17 protein-coding genes are annotated in these 15,015 nt (G+C 67.5%); 4 read left to right on the forward strand and 13 right to left on the reverse strand.

Annotated elements, in window-relative coordinates; translation table 11 throughout:
• The first annotated feature begins 30 nt into the window (after nucleotides 1-30).
• Complete coding sequence (locus AC56KW_RS17625) at nucleotides 31-501, forward strand: EVE domain-containing protein (protein WP_497171974.1); 471 nt, start codon at nucleotides 31-33, stop codon at nucleotides 499-501.
• Nucleotides 502-1,305 carry a sulfite exporter TauE/SafE family protein gene (locus tag AC56KW_RS17630; protein ID WP_497171975.1) on the forward strand — a complete coding sequence of 268 codons (804 nt, stop codon included), beginning with the start codon at nucleotides 502-504 and terminating at the stop codon, nucleotides 1,303-1,305. It begins immediately after the preceding gene.
• On the opposite strand, the gene AC56KW_RS17635 is transcribed toward AC56KW_RS17630, so the two are convergent.
• From AC56KW_RS17635 to AC56KW_RS17660, 6 genes are all read right to left on the reverse strand, one after another.
• The gene (locus tag AC56KW_RS17635; RefSeq protein ID WP_497171976.1) at nucleotides 1,298-3,484 is read right to left on the reverse strand and encodes a xanthine dehydrogenase family protein molybdopterin-binding subunit; all 2,187 of its coding nucleotides are present in this window, start codon (nucleotides 3,482-3,484) and stop codon (nucleotides 1,298-1,300) included. The two genes, AC56KW_RS17630 and AC56KW_RS17635, sit on opposite strands and share 8 nt — an antisense overlap.
• Nucleotides 3,481-3,960 carry a (2Fe-2S)-binding protein gene (locus AC56KW_RS17640; RefSeq protein WP_497171977.1) on the reverse strand — a complete coding sequence of 160 codons (480 nt, stop codon included), beginning with the start codon at nucleotides 3,958-3,960 and terminating at the stop codon, nucleotides 3,481-3,483. The genes AC56KW_RS17635 and AC56KW_RS17640 overlap by 4 nt, the downstream gene beginning before the upstream one ends.
• Nucleotides 3,957-5,255, reverse strand: coding sequence for a c-type cytochrome (locus tag AC56KW_RS17645; RefSeq protein ID WP_497171978.1), 1,299 nt, complete (start codon nucleotides 5,253-5,255; stop codon nucleotides 3,957-3,959). Before AC56KW_RS17645 ends, AC56KW_RS17640 begins: the two co-directional genes overlap by 4 nt.
• Nucleotides 5,256-5,355: 100 nt before the next feature.
• Nucleotides 5,356-6,165, reverse strand: a complete 810-nt coding sequence (gene lgt, locus AC56KW_RS17650) for a prolipoprotein diacylglyceryl transferase (protein ID WP_497171979.1) — start codon at nucleotides 6,163-6,165, stop codon at nucleotides 5,356-5,358.
• A 2-nt stretch (nucleotides 6,166-6,167) separates the two neighbouring features.
• Nucleotides 6,168-7,073 (reverse strand): LysR family transcriptional regulator, encoded by a 906-nt coding sequence (locus tag AC56KW_RS17655; RefSeq protein ID WP_497171980.1) that lies wholly within the window; start codon nucleotides 7,071-7,073, stop codon nucleotides 6,168-6,170.
• A 59-nt stretch (nucleotides 7,074-7,132) separates the two neighbouring features.
• Nucleotides 7,133-7,357 carry a TIGR04438 family Trp-rich protein gene (locus tag AC56KW_RS17660; protein WP_497171981.1) on the reverse strand — a complete coding sequence of 75 codons (225 nt, stop codon included), beginning with the start codon at nucleotides 7,355-7,357 and terminating at the stop codon, nucleotides 7,133-7,135.
• Nucleotides 7,358-7,534: 177 nt separating this feature from the next.
• Between AC56KW_RS17660 and AC56KW_RS17665 the strand changes: the two genes are divergently transcribed.
• Both AC56KW_RS17665 and AC56KW_RS17670 read left to right on the forward strand, forming a co-directional pair.
• A complete protein-coding gene (locus tag AC56KW_RS17665; protein ID WP_005665668.1) occupies nucleotides 7,535-7,843 on the forward strand; it encodes a c-type cytochrome in 309 nt (102 codons plus the stop codon).
• A 122-nt stretch (nucleotides 7,844-7,965) separates the two neighbouring features.
• The gene (locus AC56KW_RS17670) at nucleotides 7,966-8,544 is read left to right on the forward strand and encodes a DUF3617 domain-containing protein (protein ID WP_497171982.1); all 579 of its coding nucleotides are present in this window, start codon (nucleotides 7,966-7,968) and stop codon (nucleotides 8,542-8,544) included.
• 9 nt (nucleotides 8,545-8,553) lie between these two features.
• Here AC56KW_RS17670 and AC56KW_RS17675 read toward each other — a convergent pair whose 3' ends face one another.
• The 7 genes from AC56KW_RS17675 to AC56KW_RS17705 all read right to left on the reverse strand — a co-directional run bounded on the left by AC56KW_RS17675 (nucleotide 8,554) and on the right by AC56KW_RS17705 (nucleotide 14,993).
• Nucleotides 8,554-8,949, reverse strand: a complete 396-nt coding sequence (locus AC56KW_RS17675) for a hypothetical protein (RefSeq protein ID WP_497171983.1) — start codon at nucleotides 8,947-8,949, stop codon at nucleotides 8,554-8,556.
• Between the two features lie 213 nt (nucleotides 8,950-9,162).
• A complete protein-coding gene (locus AC56KW_RS17680) occupies nucleotides 9,163-10,275 on the reverse strand; it encodes a CHAD domain-containing protein (protein ID WP_497171984.1) in 1,113 nt (370 codons plus the stop codon).
• Between the two features lie 109 nt (nucleotides 10,276-10,384).
• Nucleotides 10,385-11,089: an SIMPL domain-containing protein gene (locus AC56KW_RS17685; RefSeq protein WP_497171985.1), complete on the reverse strand. Its 705-nt coding sequence runs from the start codon at nucleotides 11,087-11,089 to the stop codon at nucleotides 10,385-10,387.
• Between the two features lie 206 nt (nucleotides 11,090-11,295).
• Nucleotides 11,296-13,437 carry an NHL repeat-containing protein gene (locus tag AC56KW_RS17690; protein ID WP_497171986.1) on the reverse strand — a complete coding sequence of 714 codons (2,142 nt, stop codon included), beginning with the start codon at nucleotides 13,435-13,437 and terminating at the stop codon, nucleotides 11,296-11,298.
• Between the two features lie 156 nt (nucleotides 13,438-13,593).
• Nucleotides 13,594-13,929, reverse strand: a complete 336-nt coding sequence (locus AC56KW_RS17695) for an H-NS histone family protein (RefSeq protein ID WP_497171987.1) — start codon at nucleotides 13,927-13,929, stop codon at nucleotides 13,594-13,596.
• 144 nt (nucleotides 13,930-14,073) lie between these two features.
• Entirely contained in the window at nucleotides 14,074-14,571 is a 498-nt protein-coding gene (locus tag AC56KW_RS17700; RefSeq protein WP_497171988.1) for a DUF2486 family protein, read from the reverse strand.
• The gene (locus AC56KW_RS17705; RefSeq protein WP_497171989.1) at nucleotides 14,568-14,993 is read right to left on the reverse strand and encodes a DNA polymerase III subunit chi; all 426 of its coding nucleotides are present in this window, start codon (nucleotides 14,991-14,993) and stop codon (nucleotides 14,568-14,570) included. The genes AC56KW_RS17700 and AC56KW_RS17705 overlap by 4 nt, the downstream gene beginning before the upstream one ends.
• Nucleotides 14,994-15,015: the final 22 nt, after the last annotated feature.

Here is a 15,015-nt window from a genome sequence, read left to right on the forward strand (position 1 = left end):
CACCGATATCGATGTGGGGAGAACGGCGCGATGCGCTATTGGTTGATGAAATCCGAACCGGACGAAGTCAGTTTCGACGACGTCCTGTCCGCGCCCGGCCAGACCGTGGCCTGGTTTGGCGTGCGTAACTACCAGGCGCGCAACTTCATGCGCGACGCGATGGCCGTCGGCGACGGCGTCCTGTTCTATCACTCCAGCTGCGCGGTGCCCGGCGTGGCCGGCCTGGCCGAGGTGGCGAGCGGCCCCTATCCCGACGCCACCCAGTTCGACCCGGCCAGCCACTACCACGACCCGAAGGCCACGCAAGAAGCGCCACGCTGGATCTCGATCGACGTGCGCGCGAGCGAGCAAGGGCGCTACCTGCCGCTGGCCGAGATGCGCACCGTCCCGGCGCTGGAAGGCATGGTGCTGCTGCAGAAGGGCAGCCGGCTGTCGATCTCGCCCGTCACCAGGGGCGAATGGGACGCGGTGGTCAAACTCGTGCGCGGCAAGGGAGCCTGAATGGACCCCTGGCTGATCCTGGCCCTGCTCGCGATGGGCACCTTCGGCGGCTTCGCGGCGGGCCTGCTCGGCATCGGCGGCGGCATGGTGCTGGTTCCGTTCATCACGATGATCTTCACCGCGCGCGGCTTCGCCGACGAACTCGTGGTCCACATGGCGATCGCCACCGCGCTCGGCGTAATCCTGTTTACCTCGATGTCCTCGGTGCGCGCCCACCACAAGCACGGCGCCGTGCTGTGGCCCGTGGTGCGCCTGCTGGCGCCGGGCATCCTGGTCGGCTCGTGGATCGGGCCCTGGATCGGCAAGCAGATGAACACTTCCGTGCTGGCCTTCTTCTTCGGCTGCTTCGTCGCCTTCTCGGCGACCCAGATGCTGATCGGTAAAAAGCCGACCGCGGCGCGCGAGCTGCCGGGCAAGCCGGGCATGTTCGCGATGGGCGGCTTCATCGGCATCCTGTCGGGACTCGTGGGCGCCGGCGGCGGCTTCGTCTCGGTGCCGTTCATGACACGCTGTAATGTGCGGATCCATAACGCGGTCGCTACCAGTGCGGCGCTGGGCTTCCCGATCGCGCTGTCGGGCACGCTGTCGAATATGTACTATGGCTGGGGCGAGCCGGGCCTGCCGGCCTGGTCGCTGGGTTTTGTCTACCTGCCGGCGCTGGCCATCATCGTGCTGGCCAGCGTGACCATGGCGCCGCTGGGCGCCCGCACCGCGCACAAGATGCCGGTGCGCCAGCTGCAGCGCATCTTCGCCGTGATCCTGTATGCGCTGGCGGTGTATATGTTCTGGAAGGCCTTCAACTAGCTTTTCTCACGCGCGCCCGATCCAGCGGCAAGTCGCGCATGCGCAGGCCGCAGGCATCGAACACCGCGTTCGCGATCGCCGCCGCGGCCGGCCCCTGGGCCGCTTCGCCGGTGCCCAGGAAAGGCTGGCCGGGGCGGTCGATCAGGTGCACTTCCAGCTTGTCGGGAACCTGGCCGAAGCGCAGGATCGGATACGAGGCCCAGTCCACGCTCAGGACGCGCGAGGCGTCGAAGCGCACCTGTTCCAGTAAAGTCCAGCTGGCCGACTGCACGATGCCGCCCTCGATCTGGTTGCGCACGCCGTCCGGGTTGACGATCTCGCCGCAGTCGACCGCGCTCGACACGCGCGTGATGCGCACCAGTCCCGTCTCGCGGGCGACTTCCACCTCGACCGCCAGCGCGCAATACGACGCCAGGTTCTTGTAGCGCGCGAAGGCGAAGCCGCGTCCGCGCCGCGGTGGCCTTCTGTAGCCATCCCAGCCGAACTTCGACGCCGCCAGTTTCACCACGTCGACGGCGCGCGGATCTTCCAGGTGGCGCAGGCGGAAGGCGACCGGGTCGGCCTGCGCCGCGCGCGCCAGTTCGTCCATGAAGCTCTCGATCGCGAACACATTGCAATAGGCGCCGAGCGAGCGCAGGGCCGAGGTGCGCAACACCGCCTTCGGCTGGAAGTGATGGGTCACGCGCGCATTCGGCAGCAGGTAATAGGGGATCGCATTGCGGTCGCCGCTGCCTTCCGGCTGCGGGCTGGGTTTCGGCTCTGGCGGCGTGAACGGCCTGGCGAGATGCGTGGCCGGCAGCAGGTTGCCGGCCTTGCCGGGACGGGTATTGTGCGGCGGCGTGAAGACGTCGTACTGCCAGTCGGCGATGCGGCCGTCGGCGCCGAGCGTGGCCGCCACCTGCGCCACCATCGCGGCGCCGAACGGTTCCCAACCGTGTTCGTCCTCGCGCATCCACTGGACCCGCACCGGGCGGCCCGGGAAGGCGCGCGCCAGCAGGGCGGCATCGGCTGCGACGTCGTCGGCGGCGTTGTGGCCGTAGCAGCCGGACCCCTCGACGTGGATGCAGCGGATCGCGTGTTCCTGGGTCGCCAGCAGCTCGGCCAGCGCGCTCCTGAGCGGGAACACGCCTTGCGAGTGGGTCCAGACCGTGTAGCGGTTGTCGATCAGCTGGGCGATGGCGCAGGATGGGCCGATGGAGGCGTGCAGCTGGAAGGGGCGGGTATAGGTCGCCTTGAAACGCCGGCCGTCCTCGACCGGTGCGCCGCGATCGAGGATGGTCGTCGGTTCGGCCGGCAGCGCCATGACCAGTGCTTCGACATTCGGATGGACCGGCAGCGCGGCCGGCGTCTCCCAGCGCGCGGTGCGCGCCAGCGCAGCGGCGGCCTTCACGGCGCGGTATTCGCCATCCGCGATCACCGCCAGGAAGCGGCCGTCGCGCACGATCTTCACCACGCCAGGCATGCGCAGGACGGCGTCATCGTCGATCGCCAGCAGCCTGGCCGCCTGGGCCGGTGGACGCACCACGCGTGCATGCACCATGTTCGGCAGGCGCAGGTCTTGCACGTAGGCGCGTCCACCCATGACCTTGGCCGGGATGTCGACGCGCGGCAGCGACTGGCCGATCGCCGTCCTGGGGCCGGGCGCGGGGGGCGCCGCGTCAGGCGTCGCGCGCACGTGGAGTTCCTGACCGGCGACCAGCTGGCCGAAGCTGGCGCGGCGGCCGTCGGGCGCGATGAAGGCGCCATCCTTCAATGCCAGGCTGGATGCGGGCAGCGCCAGGCGCGCCGCCGCCAGCGCCATCAAGCGCGCGCGCACCTGGCCGGCCGCATGGCGCAGCGCGGTGCCGCTGTCCTTCATCGAGTTGCTGCCGGCGGTCATGCCTTCGTCGGGTGTGCGCGCGGTGTCGGCGGTGACCAGCTGCAGGCGCGCCGGGGCGAGGCGCAGCTCGTCGGCCACGACTTGCAGCAGCGCGGTCTTGATGCCCTGGCCCAGCTCCGCCTTGCCGGTGAAGACCGTGATGGCTTCGCTGGCGTCGATGCGGATCCAGGCGTCGAGCCAGGGTGATTTTTCCATGCTCTTCGGTAGCTCGCCAGGCGCCGACCACACGGGCATCGCGAACGACAGCGTCAGCGCGCCGCCAGCGGCCAGGAAGTGGCGCCGGCCTGGATCAGGGCTCATCGCTTGCCTCCCGCCGCGAGCTTGTCGGCCGCGCGGCGCACCGCGCGCAGGATGCGCATATGGGTACCGCAGCGGCACAAATTTGGCGACATATGGGCGCGGATCTCGGCATCGGTCGGCGCCGGCGTCTTGTCGAGCAGCGCCGTGGCCTGCATGATCATCCCGGCGATGCAGTAGCCGCATTGGGCCGCCTGCTCGTCGATGAAGGCCTGCTGCAGCACGCCTGGCATGCGCGCGTCGCCCAGGCCTTCGACGGTGCGCACCTTGCGCGCGCCGATGGTGGACACCGGCACCATGCACGACATCACGGACTGCTCGCCCAGCAGCACGGTGCAGGAGCCGCATTGACCGAGTCCGCAGCCGAACTTGGCGCCGTTCAGGGCGAGCTCGTTGCGCAGCACGTACAGCAGCGGGGTGTCGGGTTCAACGTCGATGGCGTGCTGCTTGCCGTTCACCTGCAGGCGATAGGTGGTCATGGTGTTCTCGCTTTGCGTACTTGTTCGTCCAGGTCCGGCCAGGCCGGCTGGCCGGCGCCGTACTTGCGCAGGTAGGCGGCCAGGGCGCCCGCCTGCTCGTCGCTGAGAATCGCCTCGAAGCCCGGCATCCAGCGTCCGGGTTCGCCGTCGGGCGGCAGGATGCCGTCGTCGACGATGTGGATCAGGCTGCGCGGATCGGGGTCGTACAGGGCGATGGCCTTTTGCAGCGGCAGGGCGGCGCCCGAGCTCGGGCTGCGGCCGACGTCGTGGCAGCGCGCGCAGGAGTTGGCATACAGTTCGTAGCCGAGGCGCATGCGCGGCAGTTCGGGGTCGTCGGCCGCGGGCGGCGGCAGCGCGCCGGCCGCCTGCGCCGGCGTGGCGCGTGCCGGCGCCTGCGACAGGTGGCTGTGGGTCCATGCCGCCAGCGCGGCGACGTCGCCCTCATCGGCCTGCGCAAGGTGCATTACCACGTCCTGCATCGGTCCGCCGGCCACCGCGTGGTCTTCAGCCATGCCGGTGCGCAGGTAAGTGTGCAGCTGTTCGCGCGTCCATGGCAGCGGCGAGGGCGAATTCCTGTTCAGCGCCGGGGCATACCAGTCCTCGGCTTCGCCGCCATCGAGCTGGCGCTCGAGGTCCGGTCCTCCCAGCTTGGTGCGCGGCGTATGGCAGGCGGCGCAATGGGCGACGGCGTCGGCCAGGTAGGCGCCGCGGTTCCATTCGGCCGACTGTTTCGGGGCGGGCCGCCATGGAGCATCGTCCAGGTACAGCACGTTCCAGAAACCGACCAGGGGCCGGAAACCGAAGGGGAAGGTCATCGCGTTGTCGCGCGCCGGGGCGTCGATCGGTGCGCGCGTCATGAAGTAGGCGTACAGGTCCGAGATGTCGTCCTGCGTCATGCGCACGTAGTGGTTGTAGGGGAAGGCGGGATACAGCAGGTGGCCGTCGCGTGACACGCCTTTTCGCATCGCGCGCGCAAAGGCTTCGAGGCTCCAGGCGCCGATGCCGGTGGCGGCGTCGGGTGTGATATTGGTGCTGTGGACGGTGCCGAACGGCGTCTCCATCGGCTTGCCGCCGGCGAAGGGGCGCGCCAGGTCGGGCGTGTGGCAGGACGCGCACATGCCGAGGTGCGCGAGCTTGGCGCCGCGCTCGATGCGTGCCCGGTCGAAGGAAGGGATGGTGTCGTGCGGCGCCAGCGCGGGGCGCCACATGATGGCAACGGCGACGGCCGTCAATACGATGGCCAGCGCGAGGAGCAGCCACCATCCGGTATGCCGCTTGCGCCTGGGTTGATCCATGGGAGCTCCGTGTCGGGGAACCCCATTGTCAAGCAGGAATGCGCGAGCGCTCTGTGCGCCCGCTCACGCAGGTCGAGCGTTCAGCTCGAGCGCCTGGGCGTCAAGCCGTCACTGGCCGCGCGGGCGGCTGGCGATAGGCCCAGCCCAGCATGACCAGGGCCGCGACGATCATCGGCAGCGACAGCACCTGGCCCGAGGTGATCGGCAGGCCGAACACGGTGGTTTCCCAATCCGGCACGCGGAACCATTCGGTGAAAAAGCGCGCGCAGCCATACAGCAGCGTGAACATCGCGCCGACCGCCAGGCGCGGGCGCGCCTTGCGTGCGAACAGCCACAGGATCAAGAACACCAGCACGCCGTCGACCAGCGCCTGGTACAACGGCGATGGGTGGCGCGGACCGGCCACGCCGGGCCACAGCATCGCCCATGGCAGGTTCGGGTCGGCCAGGCGGCCCGGCAGTTCGGCGTTGATGAAGTTGCCCATGCGGCCGGCGGCATACCCGAGCGGCACCAGCGGCGCGATGAAATCGTACACGTCGAGCAGGTTGCGCCGGCGCTTGCGCGCCCACAGCGCCATCGCGATCAGCACGCCCAGGAAGCCGCCGTGGAAGGACATGCCGCCTTTCCAGATCATGAAGATCTCGAGCGGGTGCGCGAGGAAGTACAGCGGCTGGTAGAACAGCACTTCGCCCAGGCGTCCGCCCACGATCACGCCCAGCATCCCGTAGAACAGCATGTCGTCCAGGTCGTCCCTGGTCCAGCCCTGCGCCGCCACATGCGGCATGCGGATGCGCACCCGGCCCAGGATGATGAACAGGGCGAAGGCCACCACGTACATCAGGCCATACCAGTGGATTTGCACCGGGCCGAGCGCAATCGCGATCGGGTCCGGCTGCGGATGAATCAGCATAGTCAGTCTCTCTTCAATAATTCGAGGAAGCCCTTCAGGACGGGCGAATCGTTATCGCGCCGCCAGGCCAGGCCGGTTTCGGCCAGCGGCGCCGGGTCGATCAAGGCACGGTATTCTACGCCGGGGCGCATCAGGTTCGACACGGATTGTGGCACAAGTGCCAAGCCCATGCCGCCGGAGACCAGGCTGACGATGGTCTGCATCTGGATCGCTTCCTGCCCGATCGTGGGCGACACGCCGGCGGCGCGAAAAGCCGCCAGGATCGCATCGTGCAGGCTCGGGGCCACCGGGCGCGGGAAGATCACCAGCGGCAGCGGCGGCAGGTCGCGCAGCCGCACCGGGCCGGGTTCGCTCAGCGCCGGCAGTCCGCTCGGCGCGCACAGCACCAGCGGTTCGTCGACCATCTTGCGGTAGTCGAGCGCGCCGTCGGCCATGGCGCCTGGCATGCCGGGCTGCGATGGAATCACGAAGCCGGCGTCGATGCGGCCCGAGAGCAGCTCGTCGAACTGGACGTCGGACGTCGCCTCTTGCAGCACCAGGCGCACGGCGGGATAGGCGGCGCGATAGCGGCGCAACATATCGGGCAGGAGCCCCAGTCCGGCGGTCGAGACGAAGGACAAGGCCAGGCGGCCGGCTTCGCCGCTCGCCGCGCGCCGCACCAGCTCGGGCAGGGCGGAGGCTTCCTCGATGATGCGGCGCGCGTCGGGCAGCAGGGCGGCGCCGGCCGCGGTCAGGCCGACCATGCGCCGGTTGCGCACGAACAGCGGTGCGCCGAGCAGTTCTTCGAGATTGGCGATGCTTTGCGACAGCGGTGGCTGGGTCATGTGCAGGCGGCGCGCGGCGCGGCCGAAATGCAGCTCTTCGGCCACGGTGACGAAATGGCGCAGCTGGCGCAGTTCGGGATACATTGATGATTGGACGAAGGCTGTGATATGTCGAATGTATCACAGGGGGCAGGCCACCCGGTTCAGCGGCGCTTGTCGAGGGTTTTCTTGACGCGTTCGTCGCGGCGTTTTTCCTGGAGCCGATGGTCTTTCTTCTTGTCGAGCCCGAGTATCTTTTCGATGTACTCGAACCAGATGAAGGCGGCCACGACCAGCCCGACGATGACCCACCAGGACATCCCGGCGAAACGCCAGACTTCGAAGAAGCGCAGGGCGGCGAGGGCAACGATCAAGAGGATTAACGGCATGGTATGGGTTCCTTCCAGCCCTGTATCATACAAAGAAAAAATGCCAACGGGAAAAAGTTGCTAATTTCTTGTTACAGGATATTGATAAACGTGGCGATCGCGTTACAGAGTGTATCGACCCTTTGCCGCAGTGGGAAAGGCGGTAAAATTCAATCAGTCATCAATTCGGAGAAACAAATGAAGCGGTCCCTGATGTTGTGTGTGGTGCTGTCGGCATTCGCGTCGTCGGGTGCATTCGCCCAGGCCGACCTGGCCAAGGCCAAGAATTGCATGGCTTGCCATACCGTCGCCACCAAGCTGGTCGGTCCTGCCTACAAGGACGTCGCGCAGAAGTATGCGGGCCAGAAGGGCGCCGAGGACAAGCTGGTGCAGAAGGTCTTGAAGGGCGGTGCGGGTACCTGGGGCCCGATCCCGATGCCTGCCAATCCGCAGGTGAGCGAGGCCGAGGCGCGCTCGCTGGTCAAGTGGGTCCTGGCGACCAAGTAATCCGCAACAACACGAGAAACGAAGCGCGCCTGCGTGAGCAAGGCGCGCTTCGTCGTTTACGGCGTTCGCGAGGAAAAAACGGTAATGGCTGGGCTACACTATTGTTTCATTCACCAGGAGCCATGACGACGATGAACCGGGTTGCCGCTACCATTCTTGCCCTTGCCACCGCCTGGACGCCGAACGCGTTCGCACAGCAAGTCCCGATCAAGCCTGGATTGTGGCAGTTCGACATGAAGTTGTCCGACGAGGGAAGGAGCAATCCCCTGGCGGGCCATCTCGCGCGGATGCGCAGCCAGATGGCGTCGATGCCGCCCGCGCAGCGCCAGGAGATGGAGAAGATGCTGGCCCAGATGAGTGCAGGCGGCACCGAAATCACGGGCGATGGCTTGCGCACCAGGCAGTGCCTCACCAAGGAAGACATTGCACGCTACGATGTGCTGGGCAAGAAAGGGCTGGACGGTTGCACCACCAAGTCGGCGCCCGTGCCTGGCGGAGCGAAGCTGAGCATGCAATGCGCCCAGCCTCCGATGAAGGTCGATGCGTCCGTGAAGTACCAGAGCGACACGGCCTACACCTTCGAGTCGACCGCCGTGCTGCGCGACGGGGAAGGCAACCAGCAGACGCAGAAGAGCAGCGGCGCCGGCAAGTGGCTGGGCAGCGACTGCGGCAAGATCAAGCCGGCGTCCGGCAAGGGCTAGGACGACCCGCTACAGGCGCAAGCCGCCTCTGCCCGGCAGGGCGGCCGGCGGCACGTCGTCGGGCGAAAAGAACAGCCAGTCGTGGTTGGCGAGCCTGACGCCGATCCCGGCCACCTGGAAGTGACTGCGAGGTCGGGCGTGAAGAAGATCTGCGGCGTGTCGTCGAACGCGGCGCCGGACAGCATGACGACCAGGGTGGAGCCGCCGGCGTCGAATGTTTAGCGCCATCTCGTCGAACACGGTGACGCGCCCGCGGCCCGATTGCACCAGGCCGCCCGGCGACCGCGCGTAGACGAAGCCCAGGATGCTGGCCGTGCGCTGCCGGTCGCGCAGGCGCGCCACGATGTCGGCGCCGTCCCGGCAGGAGGCGGGAAGCAGTTCCCGTGGCGCGCAGAGGATGGACATCGGGATTCTTTCCGGTTTGCACCGCTTAGCGAATCACGTCCGCGTGCGCTTGCCGCCCTTGTCGGTGTACAGGGTCACCACGCCATTGACCTTGGCGTCGACCACCATGGATTGCAGAGCGACGCTACCGCAAATCACAGGCTTCGAACAGCGATCGATACAGGCGGCGCGGCGCGCGACGGCGGCGGCAAGATGCGCCGCAGCTGGGCCCGATCAGCGCGTGATACGGCGCTTGGCGACGTCCGCCAGCGTCCTGGCCAGGCCCTGGGCGCCGGTTTCGCTGGTGGCGGCCACGTAGCCGCGCACATAGGCGGCCTGCCTGGCGACCTGGCTGCTGCCGCCCTTGAGTTCCTCGAGCAGGTGGTCGGCCACCGCCAGGTCGTTCAGCAGGCCGAGGCGGTCCTGCAGCTTCTCCAGGTGGCCGACGTAGCGCTTGACGCGGCGCGCCGGCAGCAGGTCGCGGAAGAACTCGGCCGCGTAGCGCGCCTTCTTGGCCGCGATGCGCACCCGGTGGCGGCCCGGCGCGTCACCCTCGTCCAGGCCGCCGATGCGCTTGGCCAGGCGCTTCTCGGCCTTGCGCAGCAGGGGCACGGCGGCCCTCGCGGCGCGTTCGGCCAGCGGCGAATCCTTGTCCAGCGTACCGTCGGGACGCCAGCCACGCTCGCCCAGCCATTCATTCAGCCGGGTCATCAGTTCAGCGTAGCGCGGCTCGCGCAGCACGTTCACGATGTGCGCGTGGTGCGCGTTGGCGCGTTCGTGGGCGGCCTGGCGCAGCGCCGTCGAATCGAAGCCTTGCACCCGCTCGAGGGTGGCATCGGCCAGTACATCCCAATCGCGCGCCGGTCCCAGTTCGCCGGACAGCCACTCGATGCTGGCATGCAGGGCGACCGGCGGCGGCGCCAGGTCCTCGAACATCGCGAGCAGCGCGCGCAGGCGGCGCAGGCCGACCCGCATCTGGTGCAGGCTCTCGACGTGCTGCTTGAGTACGCCCGGCACGTTGGCCTCGATCTGCCGGACGCAGTTCAAGCCGATGGACTGGAACGCGTCTTCCAGCGTCATGCGCCCGCGCAGGCGCACCGGTTCGGCCTTGACGGCGCGCAGCGGTTCTCCCTTCGGCAGCGGCTGGTCTTCCTGCGGATCGTCCGCACCCTGCGCCGCGACCGGCGGCGTGGCGGCCGGCGGTGTGGCCGGGGAGGCGTCCGGGCGCAGCTCCTTGTCCAGCTGCTTGAACGACTCCAGGCCGCTGGGCGCGCTCTGGAGTGGCTTGTTGTCCGCCGCTGCGGCGTCCTTCGGCGCTGGCTGCGCCGGTTTATATTGCCTGGCCATGGTGGTCCTTTCACTGACAAGACGTCGATGCGCCAAGCATACGCTTGCTCACTGCACAGCACGCTACATCATGACAGGGGGATGACACCGGGTGCGTGCGCCACGACGCCTACCTGGCGATCCGGTAGATGACGTCCACGCCCTGCACCAGCTTCTGCACGCCCACCAGCAAGGGGTCGCGCGGCGAAGCGACCGAGGCATGGCGCGGACCGTCGGCGGCCAGCCCCATCGCATTCGACAGGTTCTTCAGCGGCGCCAGCGCGACGCCGTTGACCGGCCCCAGTTTCGCGCCGATGCCGCGCGCGATGTTCTGCGCCTTCAGGCGCGCGGCGCCCAGCGCCTGGCTCACCAGTTCGGCCTCGATCTCGTCGGCGTCGCTGCGGCTGAAGGCCACGGCCAGCGATTCGAGGTTCGGCGTCGTCATCAGGGTCTGGATCAGCGTCGTCCAGCCATCGAGGTTGCGCACCGTGGCGTGCACCGCGGCGCGGGTCTCTATCGCCTGCACCGTGTCGCCCTGTTTCAGGGGACGGCGCAGCAAATCCTGCACCGCAATGTCTTCGACCGCGACGCCATGCTGGGCCAGCAGCGCGCGGCAGGCTTCGAGCCGTTCGCTCACCAGCTTCCAGGCCGCTTCCAGGTCCGGGTCCGTGCTGACGATCTCGACATCGATCTCGCCCGTGTCCGGCATGACATGCAGGTCGGCGGCGGCGTTGACGTGGATGAAGGGATAGCCGGGCAGGTCGGCGGCCTGCGCCGGGACGGAGGTGGCGGCGGCGACGGCGGCGGCGAGTGCGACGGCGAATTGCTTGAGCATGACGGTCCTTGTGATGGCGGGACGAACCCCGATGACAGTCAGCTTAGGTTATCTAGACATTGATGTCTAGAAGCGTTCCCGATTTTATGTGGCGTGCATCGATCACGCATAGGCCGTCGGTCGCAGAAGCGCGCAGGTGCGACCACGTAGTCTTCGCGGTCCTAGATGGCGTCGCGCAATGGTTCCGTGGACGTCAGCAGGTCATTTCACTCTACGACCTCGAAGCCCAGGTCGCGCCCCTCCTGCGCCAGGTTGCCGGCGAAGTCGGCGGCATGGATGCGCAGGATGTACTGGCCCGGCGCGAGCTCGCCGATGCGCCAGCCGCCGATTTCGATCTCGCCATCGCGCAGGCGATTGTTGAGCGCGTAGTCGAACTGGGTCGACTTGCTGCCGTAGACCGTGATGCCGCTGGTCGGCGCATAGACGGCCTTGACGGCGTCCTGGTTGCGCGGCAGGCGGTCGTAGACCTGGGTGATGACGGGTTGCCCGAAACCGGCGAGCGGCGTGCCGTCGGCGCGCAGCAGCTGGTAGCCCAGCTTGTACAGGCCCAGCTTGCGGCGCGCCAGGTTGCCGTTCACCTGGTCGTAGGCGTTGACGACCACCTGGACGTCCCCGAGGCTGCGCGCCAGCCGGACCGGCTGGCCCTTCTTCGCCACGATGCGCTTGCCGGCGGCGTCGTACAGCGCGATGCGCTGGATGAACGGCGGGACGGTGTCGGTAAAGCCCACGAAGGGCAGGGTCAGTGGATTGACCACGTTGCCGCCCTGGTAGTAGTCGAGGTGGACGTGGGCCATCGCATTGATGGTGCCGAGCGGCTCTCCCACCGCGAAGCGGGTGCCGCGCGGTACGCGCACGCGCTCTGCCTTGCCGTTGGCGTCGCGCAGGATCTGGAAGCGTGGATCGAGCGGCCGGCCCTGCGGGTCGCGGCCGACGCGCATGTGGATGTACGACAGCGGGCCCACGCTCAGGCCTTCGCTGAGCGTATTGAAGCCCCAGTTGGCGTGCGGGTCGGTGACCTTCGATGGCAATACCGCCAGCACCTTCGCGCCGACGTCGGCGCGCACGTCCAGGCCGGCGTGGAAATGGTGGCGGCTGTCGCCGTTGTAGGCGCCGCGCACCTCGCCCATCACGCCCACGACTTCATGCACCATGTCTTGCGGGCCGACCGGCCAGGGCATCGGTTCGGTGCGCGTGACGAGCGCCGGCCGCGCCAGCTGCGGCGCCGCTTCGCCCTCGCGCGGCGGCGCCAGCCGGTGGACGCGGTGGGCAGCGGCGTCGGCCACCACCAGGCTGCCGTCGCGGCCGACCGCGATGCCGCGCGGGGCGTACAGCTGCACCGTGCCGTCGCTGCCGAAGCCGTTGGGGTCGAGCGGACGGTCGACGTCCTGCAGCGGCCGCATTTCGCCCTCTGGCGTCAGCTGGAGGATGCGTCCGCCCGCGCTGGCGGCGATGTACAGGTAGCCGTCGCGCGTGAGCGCCAGACCCGCCGGGCGCCGCAGCGGCGGGCGGATCTCGCCCTCGAGCCGGATCGCCAGCGTATCGACCGTGCCGTCGGGCTTCACGCGGCGTACCGCGTGGTTGCCGGTGTCGGCCACGTACAGGATGCCGTCGCGGCTCAGCGCCAGTGCGCTCGGGGTGTCGAAGCCGGCCTCCAGCAGCGGCCCGTCGAGCTGGGTCGGCTTGCCGTTGCCGGCCAGCGTGGTCACCGTGCCGTCCGGGGCGATGCGGCGGATGCGGTCGTTATAGGTGTCGGCCACGTAGACGATGCCGGCGTCGTCGACCACGACGCCGACCGGGCCGTTGAACTGGGCCGCGCGACCGATGCCGTCCAGGTAGCCGGGCGTGCCGTTGCCGGCCAGCGTGGTGACCGTGCCGTCTGGCGCCACCTTGCGCACCGCGTGGTTGCCGGTGTCGGCCACGTACAGGTTGCCCTCATGGTCGAGCGCGAGGGCGGACGGGGTGTGGAAGGCCGCGGCGGAACCGACGCCGTCGGCAAAGCCTTCCTTGCCGCCGGCCAGGGTCGAGACCGCGCCGTCGGTCTGGACCAGCCGGATGCGGTTGGCTTCGCCCCCGTCGGCGACATAGACCGCGCCGCGCGGGCCGATGGCCACGCCGTACGGGTCGCTGAAGCGGCTGGCGTCGGCCGGGCCGTCGATCACGCCATCGCGGCCGTCGCCGGCCAGCAGGCTCACGCGCGCTGGCCAGAATGGCGTGGTCTTGGCGACCGGCGGCGTCAGGATGGCCAGCGCGCCGGGGCGATGCTCGATGGTGTCGGTGAAGTAGATGGCCGTGCCGATGGCCAGGATGGCTGCGCCCACGAGCGCGGCGATGAGGGGAATTCGTTTCACGGATCAATACAAGTTGGGGTGGACGGAGCTCCCGTCCACGAAGTGATAGTTACCGGCAAGATCCCCCGGAACGATCACGGAGCCGATAGTAATCACCGCGTGGACGGCCAAGCCGTCCACCCACGTCAGATCCGGAAAACCAGGTATTGGCGCTGTTCAGATTCGCAGATCGTCCAGCGACTTGCCCTTGCCCAGCGCCTCGACGACCCATTTCGGCTGGCGGCCGCGGCCGGTCCAGGTCTGGGAGTTGTCGGCCGGGTTATGGTATTGGGGATTTACCTTGGCGCCGCTGCCGGCTTTCTTGGCTTTGCTGCTGCCGCCCTTGGCCAGCAATTCCTCCACCGAGATTCCCATATTCTGGGCGATCTCGAGAATCTGTTCGCGCGCTTTCTTGACGTCTTGCTGCTGGCGATTTTTGATCTCCTTTTCGATATCGAATTGAAGACCTTTCAGCTCGGCGAGGTTATAACCCGACAGATCGATGTTTGCCATTTTGTTTCCATCCTTGATGTGGTGATTCGATTCGTTTCGAAGTGCCGCGCAGGGATTTTACTATTTAATCATCAAATATGAATGACAATCGTGCGCAGGGTGATGCCGAATCAAATCAATGGCAAATCGTTAATGCAGGCGGGGTTATTTCCCCAAATTCTGGAGATGGGCAATTTCTTGGGAAACGGCGCGGGTCACGACCTGGCCCAGGGATTCATGCAGATTCCTGCGAATTTCGGCCGAAAAACCCGCCATCGCTTTATCCACCGCTTCGGCGATGCCCTCGCGCAGCCGTTGGTCGAGGACGAAATCGATCCGGCCCTGTAATTGCTGCAGCACGCGTTCGGTGAGACGGCGTTCCATGACGCTCCATTGTTCGCCGCTCCAGCGTTCGGCTGCCAGCCGTTCCAGGGCTTGCGCGCTGTCGGCAGCGTCGCCGCCTTCCCCAGGCGCCGCGGCGGCCGGCGCCACCGGCGCAACCGAAACAGCAGGCGCCACCGATGCAGCCGATACAGCAGGCGCCACCGATGCAGCCGACACAGCAGGCGCCACCGGTGCGCTCGGCGCCGCCGGCGCCGCCGAGCCGGCGACGACTTCGGTCAACACAGGAATGCTGGGATCGAAAGCGGGATCTTGGCTCATGACTGTCCTGCGACGAAGTGGGTCAATGGATAGGATTGCTTTTTATAGGCGACATAGCGTTTGCGTCCTTCTGCGGCATCGGCTTCGTCAAGCGAAATGATTTCGAACACGCGCGCGAATTGCGCGAAATTGTTCGGCGTGCGGCGCGTGAGGTTCACCAGCATATCGTGGTGCGGCAGCGTCGCGTCTTCATTATCGGTAATCACGATCGGCGTTTGCGGCGCCAGCGGATCGCTGGCCATCACGTGCGGAATAAAATCGGTATCGCCCACGTTCCACAGCGCCGCATTCAATGCCTCGGCCTGTTCAAGGCTTTCTGCGAGCACGACGATCTTGGCGCGCGCGCCATATGCCTTGCGCGCCAGTCGGCAGGCATAGGAAAGCTTATCGGGAATATTGGTATGGAAGTCGATCCGGGTCATGGCATTACTAAAAAAGAGGGAG

It is taken from the genome of Telluria sp. RT2P19, assembly GCF_059685725.1.